General features: G+C 45.3%; 14 protein-coding genes. All 14 read right to left on the reverse strand.

The features are described 5' to 3' along the window. Positions 1 to 753, reverse strand: a complete 753-nt coding sequence (gene urtD / locus AYK67_RS14225; RefSeq protein ID WP_068088199.1) for an urea ABC transporter ATP-binding protein UrtD — start codon at positions 751 to 753, stop codon at positions 1 to 3. Beyond that, the gene (urtC, locus tag AYK67_RS14230; RefSeq protein WP_082735839.1) at positions 750 to 1,901 is read right to left on the reverse strand and encodes an urea ABC transporter permease subunit UrtC; all 1,152 of its coding nucleotides are present in this window, start codon (positions 1,899 to 1,901) and stop codon (positions 750 to 752) included. The genes urtD and urtC overlap by 4 nt, the downstream gene beginning before the upstream one ends. Next, complete coding sequence (urtB, locus tag AYK67_RS14235; RefSeq protein WP_082735840.1) at positions 1,898 to 3,526, reverse strand: urea ABC transporter permease subunit UrtB; 1,629 nt, start codon at positions 3,524 to 3,526, stop codon at positions 1,898 to 1,900. The genes urtC and urtB overlap by 4 nt, the downstream gene beginning before the upstream one ends. A gap of 78 nt (positions 3,527 to 3,604) precedes the next feature. Then, positions 3,605 to 4,843 (reverse strand): urea ABC transporter substrate-binding protein, encoded by a 1,239-nt coding sequence (urtA, locus tag AYK67_RS14240; RefSeq protein WP_420800605.1) that lies wholly within the window; start codon positions 4,841 to 4,843, stop codon positions 3,605 to 3,607. A 359-nt stretch (positions 4,844 to 5,202) separates the two neighbouring features. Then, on the reverse strand, positions 5,203 to 6,000 hold the full coding sequence (locus AYK67_RS14245; RefSeq protein ID WP_206597544.1) for a class I SAM-dependent methyltransferase: 798 nt from the start codon (positions 5,998 to 6,000) through the stop codon (positions 5,203 to 5,205). A gap of 17 nt (positions 6,001 to 6,017) precedes the next feature. Continuing rightward, positions 6,018 to 7,940, reverse strand: a complete 1,923-nt coding sequence (locus tag AYK67_RS14250; protein WP_068088202.1) for a class I SAM-dependent methyltransferase — start codon at positions 7,938 to 7,940, stop codon at positions 6,018 to 6,020. Then, a complete protein-coding gene (locus tag AYK67_RS14255) occupies positions 7,933 to 9,861 on the reverse strand; it encodes a hypothetical protein (protein WP_068088205.1) in 1,929 nt (642 codons plus the stop codon). Before AYK67_RS14255 ends, AYK67_RS14250 begins: the two co-directional genes overlap by 8 nt. A gap of 82 nt (positions 9,862 to 9,943) precedes the next feature. Then, on the reverse strand, positions 9,944 to 11,293 hold the full coding sequence (locus AYK67_RS14260; RefSeq protein WP_068088206.1) for a UDP-glucose dehydrogenase family protein: 1,350 nt from the start codon (positions 11,291 to 11,293) through the stop codon (positions 9,944 to 9,946). Between the two features lie 215 nt (positions 11,294 to 11,508). Beyond that, positions 11,509 to 12,534: a GntR family transcriptional regulator gene (locus AYK67_RS14265; RefSeq protein WP_068088211.1), complete on the reverse strand. Its 1,026-nt coding sequence runs from the start codon at positions 12,532 to 12,534 to the stop codon at positions 11,509 to 11,511. Between the two features lie 146 nt (positions 12,535 to 12,680). Beyond that, positions 12,681 to 13,658, reverse strand: coding sequence for a DctP family TRAP transporter solute-binding subunit (locus AYK67_RS14270; RefSeq protein WP_068088214.1), 978 nt, complete (start codon positions 13,656 to 13,658; stop codon positions 12,681 to 12,683). A 1,189-nt stretch (positions 13,659 to 14,847) separates the two neighbouring features. Continuing rightward, positions 14,848 to 15,192 carry a YjdF family protein gene (locus AYK67_RS14280; protein WP_068088218.1) on the reverse strand — a complete coding sequence of 115 codons (345 nt, stop codon included), beginning with the start codon at positions 15,190 to 15,192 and terminating at the stop codon, positions 14,848 to 14,850. 420 nt (positions 15,193 to 15,612) lie between these two features. Then, positions 15,613 to 16,917, reverse strand: coding sequence for a plasmid replication protein RepC (gene repC / locus AYK67_RS14285; RefSeq protein ID WP_068088222.1), 1,305 nt, complete (start codon positions 16,915 to 16,917; stop codon positions 15,613 to 15,615). A 253-nt stretch (positions 16,918 to 17,170) separates the two neighbouring features. Then, entirely contained in the window at positions 17,171 to 18,262 is a 1,092-nt protein-coding gene (repB, locus tag AYK67_RS14295; protein ID WP_068088228.1) for a plasmid partitioning protein RepB, read from the reverse strand. Beyond that, the gene (locus AYK67_RS14300; protein WP_068088229.1) at positions 18,259 to 19,611 is read right to left on the reverse strand and encodes an AAA family ATPase; all 1,353 of its coding nucleotides are present in this window, start codon (positions 19,609 to 19,611) and stop codon (positions 18,259 to 18,261) included. Before AYK67_RS14300 ends, repB begins: the two co-directional genes overlap by 4 nt. Positions 19,612 to 20,036 lie beyond the last annotated feature (425 nt).

Consider the following 20,036-nt stretch of genomic DNA (forward strand, 5'->3'; position numbering starts at 1 on the left):
TTAGCGCCCCAAATAACTTTCGATCACTTTTGGATCACTGGAAACATGGTTGAGCGAGCCTTCTGAAAGCACCGCCCCTTCTGCAAGACAGGTGACCTTCACATCCAGATCACGAATAAAACTCATGTCATGCTCCACCACAACAACAGAGCGGGTCTTTGATATTTCACGAAGCAACTTTGCCGTTTCTACAGTTTCAGCATCTGTCATTCCGGCAACCGGCTCATCCACCAACAGCAGCTTCGGGTCCTGCGCCAACAACATGCCAATTTCTAGCCACTGCTTTTGTCCGTGCGAAAGATCAGCGGCCAAGGTATCGCGCCGATTTTCCAGCCGAATAACCGCTAGAATTTCATCAATACGTTGTTTTTGCTCAGTACTTTGTGTGGAGAATAAGGCTTGAAACACATTGCGGCTGCCCTTTAGCGCCAGCAGTAAGTTGTCGTAGATACTGTGGTTTTCAAAGACAGTTGGCTTTTGGAACTTGCGGCCAATACCCATATTGGCAATTTGCGCCTCATCATGCAACGTTAGGTCTTGCCCCTCAAACAGTACCGTTCCATGGTCAGGCCGTGTTTTACCGGTGATAATGTCCATCATCGTGGTTTTACCAGCGCCATTGGGGCCAATAATCGCCCGCATTTCACCATGCTCAACAACCAGTGAGAGATTATTAATGGCCTTGAAGCCATCAAAAGCAACACTTACCCCATCCAGATACAACAGCGGCGTATTTTCTAGGAATTTGCTCATTCTGCGGCCTCCGGTTTCATGAGAGGAGTTACTTTGGCCGCAGTAGCACTGCGTTTATTAAATCGGGTACAGATCTGCTTGAACAAGCCCATAAGCCCGTGTGGCAAAAACAGCGTAACCGCCACAAACAAAGCCCCCAAAGCAAACAGCCAGACTTCCGGGAATGCCGCAGTAAAATAACTTTTTCCGCCATTTACCAGCAGTGCACCGATAATAGGACCAAGCAACGTGCCCCGCCCGCCGACAGCTGTCCAAATAACCACTTCAATGGAGTTGGCTGGCGCAAACTCGCCGGGGTTGATGATACCCACTTGCGGCACATAGAGCGCCCCTGCAATACCAGCGATCATGGCAGAAACCACGAAAGCAAACAGCTTAATATGCTCGACCCGATAACCGGTAAAACGGACGCGAGACTCAGCATGGTTCACCGCCTGCATCAACTTACCCAGCTTGGAACTCACGATGAACTGGCACACCACAAACACCAGCGCTAACAACAGTGCACTGGCTGCAAATAAGCTTGCTCGTGTTGTGTCTGCTTGTAGCGAAAATCCGAGAATATCTTTAAAGTCTGTCAGGCCATTATTGCCACCAAAGCCCATATCATTACGGAAAAAAGCCAGCAACAAAGCATAGGTAAGCGCTTGTGTGATAATAGAAAGATAAACACCGGTAACGCGCGAGCGAAACGCAAACCAGCCAAAGACAAATGCCAACAGCCCGGGGACAGCTACCACCATAAGCATGGCAAACCAGAACTGGTCGAACCCCTGCCAGAACCACGGCAGCTCCTGCCAATTCAAGAACACCATAAAATCTGGCAGTACTGGATCGGCATAAACACCACGCGGGCCAATTTGGCGCATCAAATACATGCCACAGGCATAGCCTCCAAGGGCGAAGAACGCCCCGTGACCTAATGATAAAATACCGCAATAACCCCAAACCAAATCGAGTGCCAAAGCAAGCATGGCATAACACAAGTACTTGCCCCACAGTGGCAAAAGGTGACTAGGCACATGGGCGAAATGCTCAGGCGGCAACAACAGGTTGGCAGCTGGCACCAAAATAGCAACCACACATAACGATATTATCAGCACTCTGGCACCGAGCGAGAAACGTGTAAATAGCGCTTGCGAGATCATGCTTCTACCGCCCTTCCCTTTTGCGCAAACAGGCCGCGCGGTTTCTTTTGAATAAACAGGATAATCACAACCAGCGTGAGGATTTTGGCAAGCACAGCGCCTGCATAGGGCTCTAAGAATTTATTGGCCACCCCAAGGCTCATGGCCCCAACAAGCGTGCCCCATAAGTTACCAACGCCGCCAAACACAACCACCATAAAGCTATCAATGATATAGCTTTGCCCTAAGTTGGGTGAAACATTGGCAATTTGCGAAAGCGCCACACCCGCAATACCGGCAATGCCCGAGCCAAGCGCAAACGTGAACGCATCAACCCACGGGGTTTTAATTCCCATAGATGCGGCCATACGGCGGTTTTGTGTTACTGCCCGCATTTGCAAACCAAAATGGCTGCGGTTGAGGACCAACAAAATACCTGCAAATACAATGAGAGAGAATGCCAGTATCCAAAGCCTGTTATAGGTGAGCATCAAGCCACCTAACTCAAACGCACCAGACATCCACTCGGGATTACCAACTTCTTTATTGGTTGGGCCGAAAATACTACGAATGGCTTGCTGCAATACGAGCGAAACACCCCATGTTGCCAGTAGAGTTTCCAGCGGTCTGCCATAGAGAAAACGAATGATGCTTCGCTCCATTGCAAACCCAACTGCACCTGCAACGAGAAAAGCCAGTGGTAAGGCGATGAGCAATGAGTACTCAAAAAGACCGGGGAAGCTCGTGCGGATAACCTCTTGCACCACAAATGTTGTGTAGGCCCCCAGCATAACCATTTCGCCATGGGCCATATTGATAATACCCATAACGCCAAAGGTAATAGCAAGGCCAATGGCAGCCAGCAGCAAAACCGAGCCGAGCGATAAGCCATACCAAATATTTTGGAAGACACCCCAAATCGCCTGCGATTTCTCAATGGCTTTAATAGCAAGGTCTGCAGCTTTCAGCGCTGCCGCACTCGCTCCCGAATTATTTATAAATGCCTGTAACTTGCCAAGTGCTTGCTGCGAGCCCATTTGGCGCAACTGGCCAATAGCTTCCAACTGTGCTTCTTTGCTAGCATGTTTGTTTTGTAGTGTTATCGCTGCTCTTATTTCTAATAGTTTTTGTTTTACCTCTTGCTCTTTTTCAAACTCGAGAGCCTCATCTATGAGAGGCAAAAGTTTATGGTCAGCCGCTTTAAACATCACCTCTACGGCTTGTAAACGCTGCTCACTATTCGGGCTTTTTAATGTAAGCCGAGCAATAGCGGCGCGGGCAATACGGCGCACCTTGTTATTAGCTTTTACTTTTTTGAGCTTTGACGTTGTGTTGACAGCTGTCAACGACAGCGGATCGACAAAATGATCGCCATGCTTCATAAAAACCTGAGTGCTGGCTTTGTCGCTGTATAGCCGCCCTTCAATCAGGGCATTAAGTGCAGCAATAGCCTTGTTGCTGCCTAATTGTGCTAGCGCTTCAATACGCCTGGGTTTGTCTTTAATTTTGCCTGTGGCCAGTGCATTAATATGCTGTCTCAGCTCAGACGTAGAAGCATTTGCTGGTGCTGCAATTGTGGTTTGATAGGAAAGAGCCACCAGCAACCAAAGGGTTGTTGCTGCAATTTGCAGCAGCCGTGTAATCATCGCAACCTCATATGTTGGGGGGTGGCAGGTACCAATCGGGGGAGGGCACCTGCCAATTACTATGCATAGGGTAGGGGACTATTTTCCTTCTGTGCCGCCACAAGTTTTGCTGCTCACATTGAAGTTGCCGCACGAAAGAGGTTTGCGCCAATCAGAAATCAGTTGGGCGCTATCTGGCAGGAAGTCCGACCATGCATCGCCCGCAACTAGGCCGTCGGTTTCATCAACGATTTCAAACTGGCCATCCGCTTGAATTTCGCCAATAAGTACCGGCTTGGTAATGTGGTGGTTCGGCATCATAGTGGAGTAACCGCCAGAAAGGTTAGGTACAGAAACACCGATTAGGGCATCGATAACCGCGTCCTGATCTGTTGTGCCAGCTTTTTCTACAGCCTTCACCCACATATTAAAGCCGATGTAATGTGCTTCCATAGGGTCGTTAGTGACACGGCCTTCGTCTTTTACAAAACCACGCCATGTTTTAATAAACTGGGCATTTGCAGGCGTATCAACTGACTGGAAGTAGTTCCATGCTGCCAAGTGGCCAACAAGCGGCTCTGTGTCCAACCCGGCGAGCTCTTCTTCACCAACAGAGAAGGCGACAACAGGAATATCTTCTGCTGAAATGCCCTGGTTACCTAATTCTTTATAGAAAGGTACGTTAGCATCACCATTAATGGTAGATACAACGGCTGTTTTCTTACCCGCAGAACCAAAGGCTTTAATGTCAGAAACAATTGTTTGCCAATCACTATGACCAAAGGGCGTATAGTTGATCATAATATCTTCTTCGCTCACACCCTTGGCTTTCAGGTAGGCTGCAAGAATTTTATTGGTTGTACGCGGGTAGACGTAATCTGTCCCGGCGAGAACCCAACGCTCAACCTCTTCATTTTCAAGCAGGTAATCTACTGCAGGAATTGCCTGTTGGTTGGGTGCTGCCCCAGTATAAAAAACGTTACGCTGGCTTTCCTCGCCCTCATATTGCACAGGATAGAAGAGTATGCCGTTTAGTTCTTCAAAAACTGGCAATACAGATTTACGCGAGACAGATGTCCAGTTACCAAAAACGGCAGAAACTTTATGAACGGCTAGCAACTCTTTTGCTTTTTCTGCAAATAACGGCCAATCTGAAGCTGGGTCAACTACAACTGGTTCTAATTGCTTGCCTAAAACACCTCCCTTTTTGTTTTGCTCTTCAATGAGCATTAGCATAGCGTCTTTTAAAGTAGTTTCTGAAATAGCCATAGTGCCAGAAAGAGAATGCAATACACCAACTTTGATAGTATCTGACGCAATTGCACTACCAGCAAGCATTGATGAACTAATAAGCGCTGCAAATGCAGTTGCACTAATGATTTTACTAAAACGAGACATTGCAAACTCCGTGGTGGTTCGTGATGCCACCAACCCCGCAATTGCTGTGCCAGTTCTGACTTAAGTATTTTAAAAACTTTTATCCGATTGATAGTATTAAATAAATTATTATTGAACACCTGATTACTAAATTATGAAAGAATATTCCTTAACCCTAATATGATTAATGGGCAGACACAATTATTTACAAGTGACTAAATTATCATCATGATGAAATAGTGTGCATTTTAAGGTTGCCGTTTAATGATTTGAATAGAACAAGGACTGTGTTGACAGCTGTCAACACAGTTCAAGAGAAGCTAGATTTTGCGAGCTTTTATGAGCATATGCCAACCGAGATTTCGTTCTAGCGCTTTGAAGACATCATATGGCATGGCCTGAAACCAATCTTGCTTTTCGTAGATATGCTGTTTATAGGCATCAACCTTATATGGGAAAATATGATCCTGCCTAATGTCCGTAATAATAAAGTATGGTGCAAGTAATTCGCGGACTTCACTCTGATCATAAGTAAATGCAATTGGACAGCCGAATTGTGCTTCTGGCTGATCAAGACCGGCATCTATCATCGCTGCTTTCCAAGAGTTTCTCGCATAAAGCATAAGCCGTAGCTCGCCATCTTCCTTTAGTGTTTTATGGATAGCAGCTATAGCCCTTTCAGGTGATGGAGTGTGGTGAAGAACCCCGAATGAATAGGCTAATTCAAAATGGTTGCAAGGTACGGATTGATCTATCTCTTCTGCATTTGCGGAAATTAAGTTGCCATCTAAACCATAGAGCGCGAATCTCGTTTTAGCAATTTTTAAAGATTCTTCCGAGAGCTCAACACCCGTGTATTGCGCACCATTACGGGCAAAATTTACAGCATCAGTACCAATACCACAGCCAATTTCGAGCACTTTTTTTTCTTGCCATTTCGGAAAATCGGCAAATGCTGGAATATGCGGTTCCACAAAATACTTTCGCTTTTCAACCTGGTCGAAATACTCTTTTGTCCCAACTGGTTCTTTTGAATGGCGGATATTACATGGACGCTTGTTCCAATAGTTTTTTACTGATTCAAGCATTTCTAATGCTGTTAAATGATCCTGTGACATTTAAAAGTCCTTCATCATTACTTTTTAACTGCCAGTAGTAACCAGCTTGGGCGAATCCAAAACAATTGCGAGCACTGCTCGTTTATTTCGGGAAGAATTGTGCGAATACCTTCAAGCACCTCATAGGAAGCTTGGTTAAACTGCATTGAGTGTTTATCAGGACAAAAATCATGCCAAATGATAAGAGCCCCAGGGGCGGCCAATTGGAAAGCCAACCGGCTGTCATTGATAACAATTCTCTTTTGATGTCCCCCATCAATTAAGATAGAATCAAAACTCGCTTTATCATCTGCTGAGGGTTCATATTGGCAGCTATCTTGTAATAGCTGCGTTATCCTCTTCGCATATTTGGTGTTTTTATATAGACAGCCGATTTGATCGCCAGCGTCGGTAACAAGCCCCTCTGAGTTTTGATAGAGTGGAGCTCCGTTAATTTCTTCACCATTGGGAAGATTAATTGTTGTGATTGTTGCACTTGAATTTTTTGCAGCTAATAGCGTACCAGCACCTTGCCATGTACCAAATTCAAAATGCTTTTTGGGTTGGTGCTGTCGGTATAGCTGGGCTAATATTTGCCCGTCGCCATCATTCATATTCCAGTTTTCTAAAGGATTTTCGATATGAAGGTAAGGGGAGGAGAGGGGGCTGGAGAACACAAGCCGTTGATGAAGCTTATGAATGTCGACGATATCTAAGAGTGGTGCATTCGGGGGGTCTCTATCAGCGGCCCTTTCAAGGGTGGTCAGATTGACTTGCTTCGTCGCCTGTAAAAAAGCAGAACCGAGCTTCAAGGTCTGCTCAACCGCAGGGAATGCTTTAACATTGTGTAAGTAAAAGCTAGCTGTTTTCTGGAGGTTAGGACCCTTACGAAGACAGAAAACGCACGCTGTTGCTGGATCTTCTATTAAAAGGCTACATTTTTGAGCTGGGCCTTGCCCGATAAAAACTTCTGTGCCAATTTTCGTATCCATGCTCTCATTGAGCGCAAGTAAAGAAAGGTCAGCTCCTTCAACACTCAACTCAAGCTCGATGATAATCGGTATTGATGTGGCTGTTTTATATGACCAGCTCAGAGCATATGCCCATGGTGTTGGCCCAACTTCAAAGTAGTTATTGGTATTTAAAGGCTTTTTCGCAGTATGTTGAATCGGCGGGCTCAACGACCAAGTAAGCTCATGCTTTGCCTTTACAAAATTACTTTGCGTGTAAACGGGCTCAAGATCAAAATCGAGCGTGAAGCCATTATGGACAGTCGCTTTTTTACGGCGAAGTAAAAAATTCTCTCGATCAAAAACCTTTGCTTCATGATAGCCCAGTTGCTGTAACCAATAGAGCACATCATTTGGTCCATAACCACGCTTTGAAAGCGCATGATTTAATTCCACGAGAACATAAGGGTTATATTCAAGTAGCGTTTGCCTGGCACCACGCAACACGTCAAAATCAAAACTATCGACATCAATTTTCAAAAGATCGAGGCGAGGCAAAGCAATTTCATCTAAGTGATCATCAACAGTTGTAAATGTATAGGTATTTTTTTCCGGTTCCTGGCCCCAAATTCGATAAATATCAGCATCTTGCGGACCACAAAGAGAACCAACAGCCTCACTTAGGCAAGTAATATTTGAGCACTTATGGTAAGCGATGTTATTCCTAAGCTTATCAATAGTATTTGTCGGCTCAAAAGCAACGACCTTGCCATTTGGAGCCAGCTTTGAAAAAAGAATAGAGTAATAGCCAATATTGGCTCCAATATCAAAAATATGCCAATCAGACTTTATACTTCGGACGCACCACCGTTTTGTCTGCAGCTCACAATATGGATAGTACTCCTTAAAGGTATCGTAATAATCTATAAGTTCAATATTTTGAAACTCTGGCACATGAGTAAATATTGGATTTTTTAGACTGGGGCTAAGAACAACTTGGTCTTCAAGCATGCGATACCTCCATGCTTAGCTCCTTGACGTTCTTTAGAGAACGATCAATTTTACTTGTAGAATTTTTAAGTTTAACTCCACTAATAACAAAAGAAACTTTGCCCTTGCTGAATAATCTAAATTCAATATTTTTATAGGAATTTTCCTTATCTACATAAAATTGAAGATTAACTATTCCATCAAGGGAAGATAAGAAAATTGGCTTACCTGCTATTCTTTTGTTGTCACATAACACTTCAAGTATTGCGATTTTTTTCTTATTTTTTATTGGAAAATAACTTCCTGATGTTGCAATAAGTTCTAATTGTATATCATAGCTGCCTTCACCAAGATGTATAATCCCTCCCAAAAAGGCGAAGTCTTTCCTCCCGCTTTTTACCTTTAAAATGTGACCCAGTTTTATTGCCGCAGGACCTTTAGTCAGCCATTCTTCAAGTAAATTGGGAGAGGAGAGGGCTAGAGAACTCTGGTTTTGATCGGAAATCAAGTTGCTATTAAGTTGGATAGCTTTCCTTGTATGCTCGTTTAAAGGGCCATGGCGTAAATGTGTAGCGAAAGGGGTTTTGGCACAAACCAGTTTTTGCAGGAGCAGGCCTTCTAAATCGTTATGAATTGCGTTAACCCCAATGAAATAGCAGGGAGAAAATCCTTTGGCAGTTTGATGAGCATCCCAAAAGAAAGCATTTTCAAGTTTCTTTATGAGCCGCTTTTCGGCAGCGCCCTCAATTGCTTCTGGGCAACCATAGTTAACTATAAATAGACGTGTTGTTTCAGGGGGTAAGCCAGAAGTCAGCACTGGTATTTCTTCACCCAAAAGCTCTTCGGTATATTGGTGCGCATGATCTTCGGGGCCTATCCAGCAAATTTCACTAGTTTTGAACTGCCTACCAATAATATCATTAATGAAAATGGCCGTTTTAAAGGGGTCTATTTGGGCAGCAGCATAAGAATCTGCACGATAGTGATTTATAAAATGGTCAGAACTTGGTGCCGATGTTTTTTCAATTTGTTTTTCTAGAAATATTGATGCTGTGCCGCGTAAGCTAAGTTCCTCTAACGCTAACCCCTTCAAGCCCCAGTCATTTTGCTTTTCAAGCTTTGCTTGTTGGACGTTCGTGACGAAGTCCTCTGTCGAATTTTGCGGGGCATTATGTTTATGAGCGGGCGTTATTTGCCGCGTATGATCACAATGGTAACCCCAAACATAAGGAAAAGCATCGCCGATTTCGCCATAAATAAGCCCAAGTCGTTTGAAGATGTTAGAATCCACATGCCAACCCAATAGCATTTCTTCATCAAAACCATTAATTTCAAACAGATCACGACGCAGCATGAGTTGAAAGTCACCAGGAGCATCGTAGCGAATATCGCTAGAGCCTGTAACCACCTCGTTAAGGTGGGCGCGTTCGCCCCAATAGGCAACGTTTTCTATAAGTTTTTGAGGCGTTTGCCGCGGCCAGCCCTCCCATAATGTTTCAGGTATTTCAAAACGGGGGGTACAATAAGCGCCATCTGCCAAGCCTTGCAGGCTGCTATTTAAGCTATCACCTATTTTAGGTAGGAAAATCATATCAGTATTGGTGGAAAGCACCCATCTGTTACTCGGATTACTATGACGCAATGCCACATTCCGAGCGACCGGCTCTAGGGCTTTCAGGTGTGTTTTCCCTGCAAAATGATCATCATGAATATTTGAGGGAACACGAATAATTCTCAGCTTTTCGTGAACCTTAGGCGTTAAAGTATCAGCTATGGCCTCTGGGAAACTAGGAAAACCGTTCGGCGTATTATAGTCGACAAATATTATCTCGTCATCTTTATCGTTTAATACTTGGGCTATACAGTTTAAGCTAATCGCTGCCCTCTTATGCAAGTTATATCCATAATTATCATTTCTTCCATAAAGAATAACCGAAAACATAAGCTCTTCCTACAATGTATTAGTTCGTATTTAAGATGAATTTTGCTTATTAAATGATAATTATTTCACTTAAATTCAGTAATCATTGGGATTCCATTAGTGGTATGGAAATCGCCTGACGATAACTATTTGATTCACCCAGATGAATGAGGGTAGGGCCATCAGGTTGCCTTTCTACACAGCGCCAGGGATCAATGATGTAATAGTTTGTCTTTGCTGTTTCAGCTGCCAGAGAAAAATACTCTTTCCACGGGGTAGTTATAACAGCACATTGCGAGCGTGAGCTAAGCTCTTCCAGGGAATCCAGCTTCGCAAATTCACTGTTAACTGCTTGAACATCAACGTTTTTCAAAGCCATTGGATCGTGAAGCAACACTTGGTAGCCCGCTTCATGTAGTGCAAAGGCAAGCTGCCAGCCCTGACTTTCTTCACTCACTGGCGTATTGGGTTTATAGGAAAGCCCCAATACAGCGACGGTTTTTCCTTTGGCAGCATGGGCTTCGACGGCTTCAAGGAGCCGTCTTTTTTGGTGCTGGTTAACCGTGTCTGTTGCACTTGCTAATGCTGTGCAAATACCCAGTTGTTCACCATAGGCAACAAAGGCCTTGTTATCTCTCGGGAAGCAAGGTCCACCGTAAGCCACTGCGCCTTTTAGGTATTTCTTGCCAATACGGCTATCAGCACCAAGTGCCTTTGAAACTGTATCCACATGGGCTCCGGGAAGGGCATCGCACATTTCTGCCAGCATATTGGCATAGCTTATCTTCGTTGTCACAAATGTATTGACGGCGATTTTACAAATTTCAGCATTCATAAAATTCATACGTTGATATTCAGGTGCGGAACCAACAGTATTTTTATAAATATCTTCAAGGGTTTGACCGGCTTTAAAATCGCTCTCGCCAATTAAAATCATATCCGGATTGAGCATGTCGTTGATGACAGAACCTAAAGCAATAAACTCAGGATTGTAGCAAAGGCCAAGGTTCTCGCCAACTTGTCGGCCCGAGCTGTGTTCGAGTGTTTCCTTAAGCACGCTTTCGGTGGAACCAGGCATAACTGTGGAGGTAATTACAACAAGATGATAGCTTTGCTTTTCGCGCAAGGCGGTGCCGAGTTCATGAAGGGCCTTTATTAAGAACTCATTGGAAAAAAAGCCGTTTTCCAAACTTGGACTGGGGACAATAACAAAGCTGACATCAGAGCAGGCAATGGCCTCGGCCATATTACCTGTGGCTTTATAGCGGTGTTTATTACGTACTAATAACTCTTGTAATTGAGGCTCTTGCACCGGAGCACGATGGTTATTAATGGCATCAATAGTGTTTTGGTTTGAATCTACGCCAATTGTATTAAAGCCCTTTTCGGCAAATACAGCAAGCATGGGTGCGCCAAGCTTACCAAGACCAATTACTGAAATATCCGGCAACATCAGTTACTAAACTCCAACAGATCTAAGAGTTATGTCGCACGTTTTGTGCCCATAACTTTAATTTGTGATTGCTGGAAAGATTAATACCAATTTAACAAACAGGTATACTTGTAGATGTGGGACTATAATATATAAGTTGCTACATATTACTATTAATATTATAGGGTATATTAGAATATTCTAGAATAATTACAAGATATAATTTATGGGTCCTATTAGGAATCGCTAGAGGGTCTTAAGTAGTTTGGAATTTTGTAGGCGGAATCAATTCCTATTTTTTCAAAGTTCTCCAGCATGCTGTGGCGCGCATTTACCAGATGGTTACGAAGCGTGCTAATGGCTTGTTCTACCTCGTTATTTAGCAACAGCTCTATTATTTGTAGATGGTCGGTAAAAATGGCTGCGGTACCGCCGATCTCACTGTTCGAAAACGTACCATTTTCGTGCGAAACTGTGATGAGTTTCGGGTCAAAGTTGACCGTTATGAGCGGAATTTGTGCACGATAAATGGCATGCTGCATTTCGCTGTTTGGTGCCTTTGCCAATAGGTCGATATGCAGGTCTTTCTCCAGCCGGTAGAAGTCTGGCGCGGACAGATCATTAATGCAATTTCCATCACGAATGATGGCAGCGCGTTTCTGCTCCAGCTCTGTGCGTCCAATATGGGGAATGGCGCTGGCTAAGGCCAATGGCTCAAGCAAAATGCGCATCTCATACAAGTCGCAAATTTTTTCACGTGTCAAATGTGCCGTGTACCATCGACCATTGGCTTCTTGCGTGATGATGCCAATACGATCCAGGCGGGTCAGCAGATCACGCACCACTGTGCGGCCCACTTTGTAGTGGTTTGCCACATCCTGCTCGGTGAGTTGAAACCGCCCGAAGCGAAGCGACGCTGCAATTTCCCGCTCAATTTGCGGGTATATCTTTGCCCTCACACTGCGCTGTTTTAAGTTGCTTTCACTTTTTAAGGGGATATGAATGTTGAACTGACTGATAGGTGCCTTGGTTACCTGCGGGTTGTGTTTGCCATGGGAAACCACATAGCCTCTGGTTTTTGAGGGCATTATCAGCCCTTCATCTGCCAACTGCTTAAAAGCCTGTCGAACAGGGCTGCGGCCAATATTAAAAAACTTGGCGCAATCAAGCTCAACCAGTGCATAGTTATGGGGCAGGGTGCCATCATAAATATTATCACGCAGCACTTCATAGATTGTTTGGTAAAAGGGTTTACCTGTCATACTATTCACGCCCTACGTTTGGTTGCAATTTCAAGCGAACCATTATCCTTTAGTTGCTTGAATCGCCACTTATTTTACGTGTTTAAACACAAAAAGGCCCGGTACCTGTAAAGAACCGGGCCTTTTAAGCTTAATGAAAAGCTATATTACTTAGCAGCTTGGATTTTTTCGATTGTTTCTGGACCAAACTGTTCGTTGTATTTTGCCCATGTTGCTGTAATAGCTGGATTTGCTTGGAATGCAGCTTTATCAACATCACGGTTTACCTGCATACCACGATCTTGAAGGTCTTTGATGAAGCCCTCTTCTTTCTCGATAGAAAGTTCACGTTGGTAATCTGTCGCATCCTGTGCTGCTTCTTCAATGATTTTCTGCTGCTCTGGTGTCAGCGAGTTGAATTTCTTCAAATTCATTGAAATGAACAGGGAAGAGTAGGAGTGCTCGGTCAAAGACAGGTATTTTTGCACTTCATCGTAACGGAAGGAGTGTGTTACGTTGATTGGGTGCTCTTGTGCTTCTACAACGCCGGTTTCAAGTGCAGTGTAAAGCTCTGCAATTGGAAGTGGCTGTGGGTTGGCACCAAGGTCAGCAAACATTGCGTTAAGCGGTACTGAAGTGTTGGTACGAATTTTCAGGCCCACAACATCTTCCGGCTCACGAATTGGCTTACGGTTATTTGTGATATTGCGGTAACCGTTTTCAGGGAAGGCAAGACCCTTCATACCGAATTTAGCCATGTCGGCCAGAATTTTCTTACCAACTTCGCCATCAAGCACTTTGTATGCATGCTGGCGGCTCGCGAACATGTAAGGCAAATCGAATACAGCTGTTTCAGGCTGCATGCCGTTCATGATTGCAAGACCGGTCATTTGAATATCAATGATACCAGAACGGGTGCCGTTCAGCATCTGCTGGTCATCACCCAACTGACCTTGTGGGTAAGTTTGAACAGTGATTTCGCCGTTGGTTTTATCTTTCACTTCTTTGGCAAAGAACTGAGCCAGTTTTTCTTGCAAGTCAGTTGGGGGAGCTGCGTGTGCAAATTTCAAAACTGTGCCTGCCATACCCATGGATGTGGATGCCAACAGAACTGTCGCTGCAATAAGACCAATAGTCTTTTTCATACTTACTTCCTCCAAGCAAGTTGGTGCCCATAATGAGCTATTATGAGTATTTTCATGCTTCCACTTACGGAATCGTTAAATACCCTTATTTCATTCGTGAGCAACGCGCCTATTTTCAGGCTGTCATTCGAGCCACCATGTTGTTGGCCCGTTCACTGGTAGTAACGCTAAACCGGATTCTTGAAGGCGTAAATTTGTGTTTTTGCGTACATTGTACAAAAAACTGATACACTCAATATAACATAATGATAATAATCAGTTAAGTATGGTTAACTAGTATACATCAAAATACAACTGCAACGATTTAACCTATTCATTGCATTAGTAAAATATCTGTCAAGCGCTCTTTGGTATCGATAACAATATACTAGCAAATTTATTAGGAGCAAAAATTATACTTATGTATTATTTGGGGATTTTGATAGAAGCAAAATACTTGCAACGTAAATATGATTAATTTCCGTAGATAGAAGGCAGTAGCCTTATACAGCAAGGGCTAGTACAAACAGCGCGCTCATTGCTTTTGCTACTCTCAATAATAAGCTCAAGCTTGAAATGCCTGAGCATGGATGCCGTAATATTGCTTGGTTAAAATCTGCTACAAACACCAGTGTTTTCTCTCTCAGCTTATCGCTAAGGTGGTTTTTCTGGTGTCATCGCATTTCACTTATCCTGCGTGAGCTGGAAGAACCCCTACTAAATCGTCGCAATACTGCCTTGTAATTGTGGGCTGCAAAGCGCTTGCAGACGCGCCTTTTGAAGAAGCAAGGCATGCTACCGAAGCGGATGATCACTGACAAACTTGGTTTTTATGGAGCTGCAAAGCGCAAGGTTACTCCCGATGTCGAGCACCTCAGCCACAAGGGTTTAAATAATCCTGAGATAAATCGCATTTGCTCTTTAATATTGAGGCGAAGCAAAAAGCAGTTCATGTTAACGGGGCAATTGCAAAGATTTCTGGCTGCCTTATCCGGTCCTCATGTCTATTCGTTCCACCACGCTAGCAAAGCTGCGCAATCCAGATTCACCTGCAGCATTTCAACTCTTTCGCTAAGTGGAGAAGTTGATGTAAAGCCTCTCAACTTCTCAAAGGCCAGTCCCTAGCAATTATCAGCCCACAGTAACAACCAAACAACCTCTAGTAGATGATAATTTTGAAAGTGCTTTAATTACATCAAGACAACCACTTTTAACATGTGTTGCTGCTGGCCTTATTATTAAAATGACGGGCAATTTTCATGGCATCATGCGCTTTGTTCGACAAGCCAATAATTTTCCTTTGCTTGATAGCTAAGCGCTTTGCACGCTTTGGATTTAACCTTTGTTCCTCATGAGGGGCAGATGACTGAACAGCCTGCGACCACTTAAGATTTTTGGATACAATGGCACTCCACTCACGCAGTTCAGCATTATTCGGTTCTGGGCCAAAAATATGGCGCGCTGTTTGGAGGGTGTTTTGAGAATATCGTTCGAATTCGGCGACCCAAAACTGGCCGTCATAAAAAATGGAGCAAATAACAATAGTACTAGACATAGGCTACCTCGACACGTGCATAATCACTTGTCGCGGGTCACACCATTAGGCGATGTGACAGAACCTACAAGAATAGGTGCCCGAGCTTACCTTTCGGACTGTCTTTTTCCGACAATCCAACTTTATCATTCAATTTACTTCTCTTCAACAACCTCTGAGCATTACCGTTTGCTAAATATTTTGGCTTCAACTTCATATCTAAATCTTTGTAGAAAAAATAACACGGAAACTCTAGTAAGTTATTGATTTGTATCTACTATTTCCATTTTAGCAATGTTCTTAGTCAGGGGGTGCACGCGTGCACCCCCTAATAGCCAGGCGGAACATATTGAACATGAGCCACAAATACTGGCAGTGCTCAAAGCCCTTTTTCGTCTTCTCCAACAAAGCGTTGGCAATTCAATCGCAGCGTATCTCCATTTAAGGCGTCGATTGGTTTTCACTCACCAGACCATAGAGAGATTTATGCAAGGCAAGATCGCCGGTGGTGGCGCGGTCGATACAAGCGCGGAAGTAACCACCGGGCGAAGAGATCAGCTCCGGTGCCCGCAAAGCTTTTTCGGCTGTGACCGCCAAGACAGCCACGGCCAGATAACCACCAACGCGGCGCTCCGCCTGATGCCAGGCTGAAACGGATAGACCCATCAGCAAAGCAATTTCTTCGCGCATGTTTTGTAAATCAGCCCAAGATGCAATGGTTTTGCCCATGGTGCCTTGCAGCTCGGTGAGTGCTGATGCGAGCAGATGAATTGAAACGTTTTCCAACATGTCCGCTTGGCGTTGCGGGGGAGGGGTGGCACGAGATTTGCTGAAATGATCTTTTTCAAGAGCATTTTGATCGCGAACTTGTTCGTGATCTGCTGAATTAGAGAGATCTTCATTTGAAGATCGCCATTTTAAATTACTTAAATCAAGGTTATTAGGGTTTGTATTATTATAGGAGCTGACAGTAATGTCACCCGCGCCAGACATCTTTTGATAAAAAGAACTCGCTTCACTTTGCTTATCGGCCTCCTGTTGAGCTTCTTGAGTATCCGCAATCAACTGCACCGCTTGCTCGTAAAGGCTTTGCAACACTTCTGCCTTTTCCAGCACGTAAAGCCTTGCCTCTTTTAGTTTCGCAGCTTCCTCGAGTATGCCAGTGAGGTCGATTTTCTCGTTCTCGGCCAATAAGCGTAAATCTTCCAATGCCCGCAAAAGGCGGTTGATGTTGCGCTTGGCATCTTTCTCGGCCTTTAAACGTGCCGCAAATTCTTCGCCAATTTGTTTGAGCTCATGCACCCGTTGGCGGGCAGGGGAAAAATCAAACCCAAAACCACGCTCGATCTCGCCCAGTTTGCCATTACGATACTCACCGCGATGCACATAGCGCCGCCCCGTGGGGCTGTCTTTATAAGCCATCACCCCCGCTTCAACCAGGCGCTTCAGGCAACGGGTGACGGTACGCGTGGAACGGCATACATACTCGGCCAGCTTTTCATTGGAAATCGCCACAATCGGCCGGCGATCTTGCTGCCAGTCATCGGCGCCGCTCAAACCAATAAGAATGTCGAGTACATGATAGGTGGTGCCATCAATACCCAAAGCGGGTGCCGCTTTTTTCAAAGCCATCGCCACTTCAGACTTGGTTGTTGCCACAATATCGTTGGCCATGGCCAGATTTTGCGTGGCCACCATGGCCGGTGTTAATTTACGAAAAGAGGCAACCGATCCTGTCGTTTGCATGAAAAACCCCTTATCCGGCCGAAAACAACCAGATTTGCAGCGATATCCTTGTGGATTCCGTTTGGATTTTGGTAAAATCAAAGGGCAGGGCGCAAAAAACCGACTCGCCGCAACGGCAAGACAATTGATTTTTATGGCAAAGAGAAGTACGTTACCCGTGCTTATGGGGTACTTCAGAGTTGCCGCTCTGATTACCATTTGAATTTAGCCCTGGCAGATTGCCGTCTGCTGGGGCTTTTATTCGCCCTCTAGCTCATGCGTCTTCTCCCTTAGACTTGCCTTGTTGCTCTTGCGCCTCATAGGCTTGCAATATCTCGTCCATCCGTTTTGCAATAAAGTCGCTTAAAGCCTGTGCCCGCGCTTTATCCTTTATGGTCACTTTAAAACTGCCCGGCGTCGTTTGTCGGATAACAGCCGTACCACCATTGGAAAGATGCCACTCACGGCTCTCCACACGCGCCTGTTTGCCTGAATCTAACCGATCTGCGGGGGAGGGGGATAAGTTATCCTGCGCCGCTTTGAGTTTGACCGCCAGATCATGCAAAAAGTTAAAGCGATCCACGCTGTCCAGCGCTTGCCCTTCAGGTGTTTTCAGTTCAGTTTCAAGAGCTTGCAAAAACTGCTTGGCAATACCGTCCAGCTCGCAAGCTTTTGCCAAATTCTCCCACTTTACCCGGCCAATACCGGGGGCAGAGCCGATAGCCTCCAGCAAATCATGGGGGATTCGGCGAATTATTGATGTCAGCTTGGAAACCCGGGTTTTATCGCCCGCCCCAACGGCTGCTGCCACCACCTCACGGGTAAAGCTGCGGCTGAGCTGGGCAGCAAAGAAGCACTGCTGGATATAGGTAAGATTTTTACGCTCTTCGTTTTCTTTGCCTTGCGCAATGACCAACTGCTCGTCGCTCATATCCTCAACAACGGCGCGCACCGCAATATCCAACCCCTGACAGGCTTTAACCCGCCGGTGCCCGTAGGCAATCTGATAGAACCCCGGTTTTTGCGGGTGAGGTCGGGCCAAAATTGGCACTTGCTGGCCATTTTCGCGAATACTCTCCATCAAACCGGCGAGTTGATCGTCATCACCTTCAAAGGCACGATCCATCGCCATGGAGGGCAAAAGCAGTTTGGCGTCAAGGTTTTGAATGGCTAGGCTGGGGTCTACAGCATCGCTGCGCTGCTCGGTGAGCGAGTGCAACGCTGCACCAAGGCGACCCACGGCACTTTTTTCACGCGCGGCCGGTTGGCGCTCGTTATTATCGCGGTCAACACGCACAGAACCGGCGTTGTTACCTGTCATAATCTCGCTGAGTTTGCTCTTGTTGCGCTTGCGCTTATCGTTCATGTGCGCCCCCAGAATTCCTTCAGGATATCCTCAATTTCACTGTTCACCTTATTCACCGAATCAAGCGCCCGGTCATAGGTCTTGCCATTGAAATTGCCGCGCTCCGCCTCGTATAATGTTTGCTGTACATTGCCAGCTTCGGCAATGGCAGAGCTGCGCAGCATGGTGTTGGTGAGCACGTTTTTTAGCTGGCTACGCAGCATTGTCACCACATCGGTTTCCGGCCGGCTGGTGTTGTCATGCCTGGTGATAAGGTATTGTAATGTTTTAGGAACCAGATATTCAGGTCCCAATTGCTTGGCAACTGTTGTTTCAAAAAACTCGTTATGGGCAATGGACGTTGCCAAATACTGCGCCATGGATTCACAATCGATCCATTGCGGGTGAATGGTCACCAGCAGATGATCGGCGGCAAAACTGGCGGCATTGGAAAGGTAGCCAAGGCTGGGCGGGGTATCGCAAATAATAACATCATATTGCGCTTCCACATCTTCAAAAGCCAACTGCAAACGCGTGAAGTAAAGCTTACACTGCAAACATTGCGCCAGCTCTTCATGGGCCTGGGCCAACTCTATTTCCAAATCCCGCAGCCGCGTGTTGCTGATGCCCTTTTGCTTGATCTCGGCTTCGGCAACAGCAATGCGTTCGCGAATTCCCGGCTCTTCTTGCCCTGAAACCGTGGCATAATGGGGAGCAAAAAACTCCCATTCGGTCAAATAGGGGCTGCCCACTGCCAAATCCAGATTATCGAAATAGGTTTTTTGTACCACTTCGCTGAGCGGGCGCTTGTCTTGATAGCGAATGGCGGCAAATAGCGATTCTTCTTCCGGCACCAATTCGGGCACCACCCCAAGCATGCTGGAGGCCGAGCCTTGCGGGTCGAGATCAACCAGCAATACCCGATAGCCCTGCAGGCTTAAATACTGTGCCAAATGCACCGAAGTGCAGGTTTTGGCGGAACCGCCCTTAAAGTTAGAGCAGGCAATAATTTGTAACTCTTCGTTTTCATTGCGATGTGGCAGGTAGTTCTGCGCTTTTTGCGCATCCTCCCCTGCCTTTTGCGCTAAAAACGCGCGGATTTGGTTCAATTCTTCAAGCGAATAAAAGCGCCGTTCGCCGCGGCCTACCTTTTCAATTTCCAGCCCCATCTCATCGGCACTTAAGGCCAAATACCTTGCGGTGATGCCTAAATAACCTGCAGCTTCTGAAGCTGGAAATTTTCGTAGTATTTTTTCAGCTTTAGGCGGGAATTGAGATTGGGCCAAAGCCGCCAGCGTGCTAGACAAGGCTTTATGGTCAGCCTTCATTTGTGCTAGCAGTGTGCTGCCTGTTTGCGTCTTTTCGTCCATTTCTCAATTCATCCAAATTTTTAAATTTATTAGGAATTACTCGGATAATTGATAGTTTCCCTCATTTTGTCAATGTTTGGCTGTGCATTCATTTCCCGTGAAATGTGTTTCGCTGCAACCAACTAATATTATACTATTGATTTATATAAGTAATTGCTTGTTTCTTTGGTTTGAAACCGCCATGGTACAGTTCCAAATAATGTGTGCGCTTATTTCACTTGCAACGAATTTTGAGGGCTATGCTATTTTCGATTCTCGAAAATGTAAGAATCTGCAAGGATAGAACCCTTGTCAAAATGATTATGGCCGCAGGCTCTTTTAGTGTTTCAAGTGAGGGCTCTGTCAGGTTGTTTACTGCTCTGAGATAGCGTAGTTATTTGCCATGCTTAAATTTGATGTCTTTCCCGCTCTTAAAGGTTACCGTT

The organism is Polycladidibacter stylochi (genome assembly GCF_001562055.1).
Taxonomy (GTDB): domain Bacteria; phylum Pseudomonadota; class Alphaproteobacteria; order Rhizobiales; family Stappiaceae; genus Pseudovibrio; species Pseudovibrio stylochi.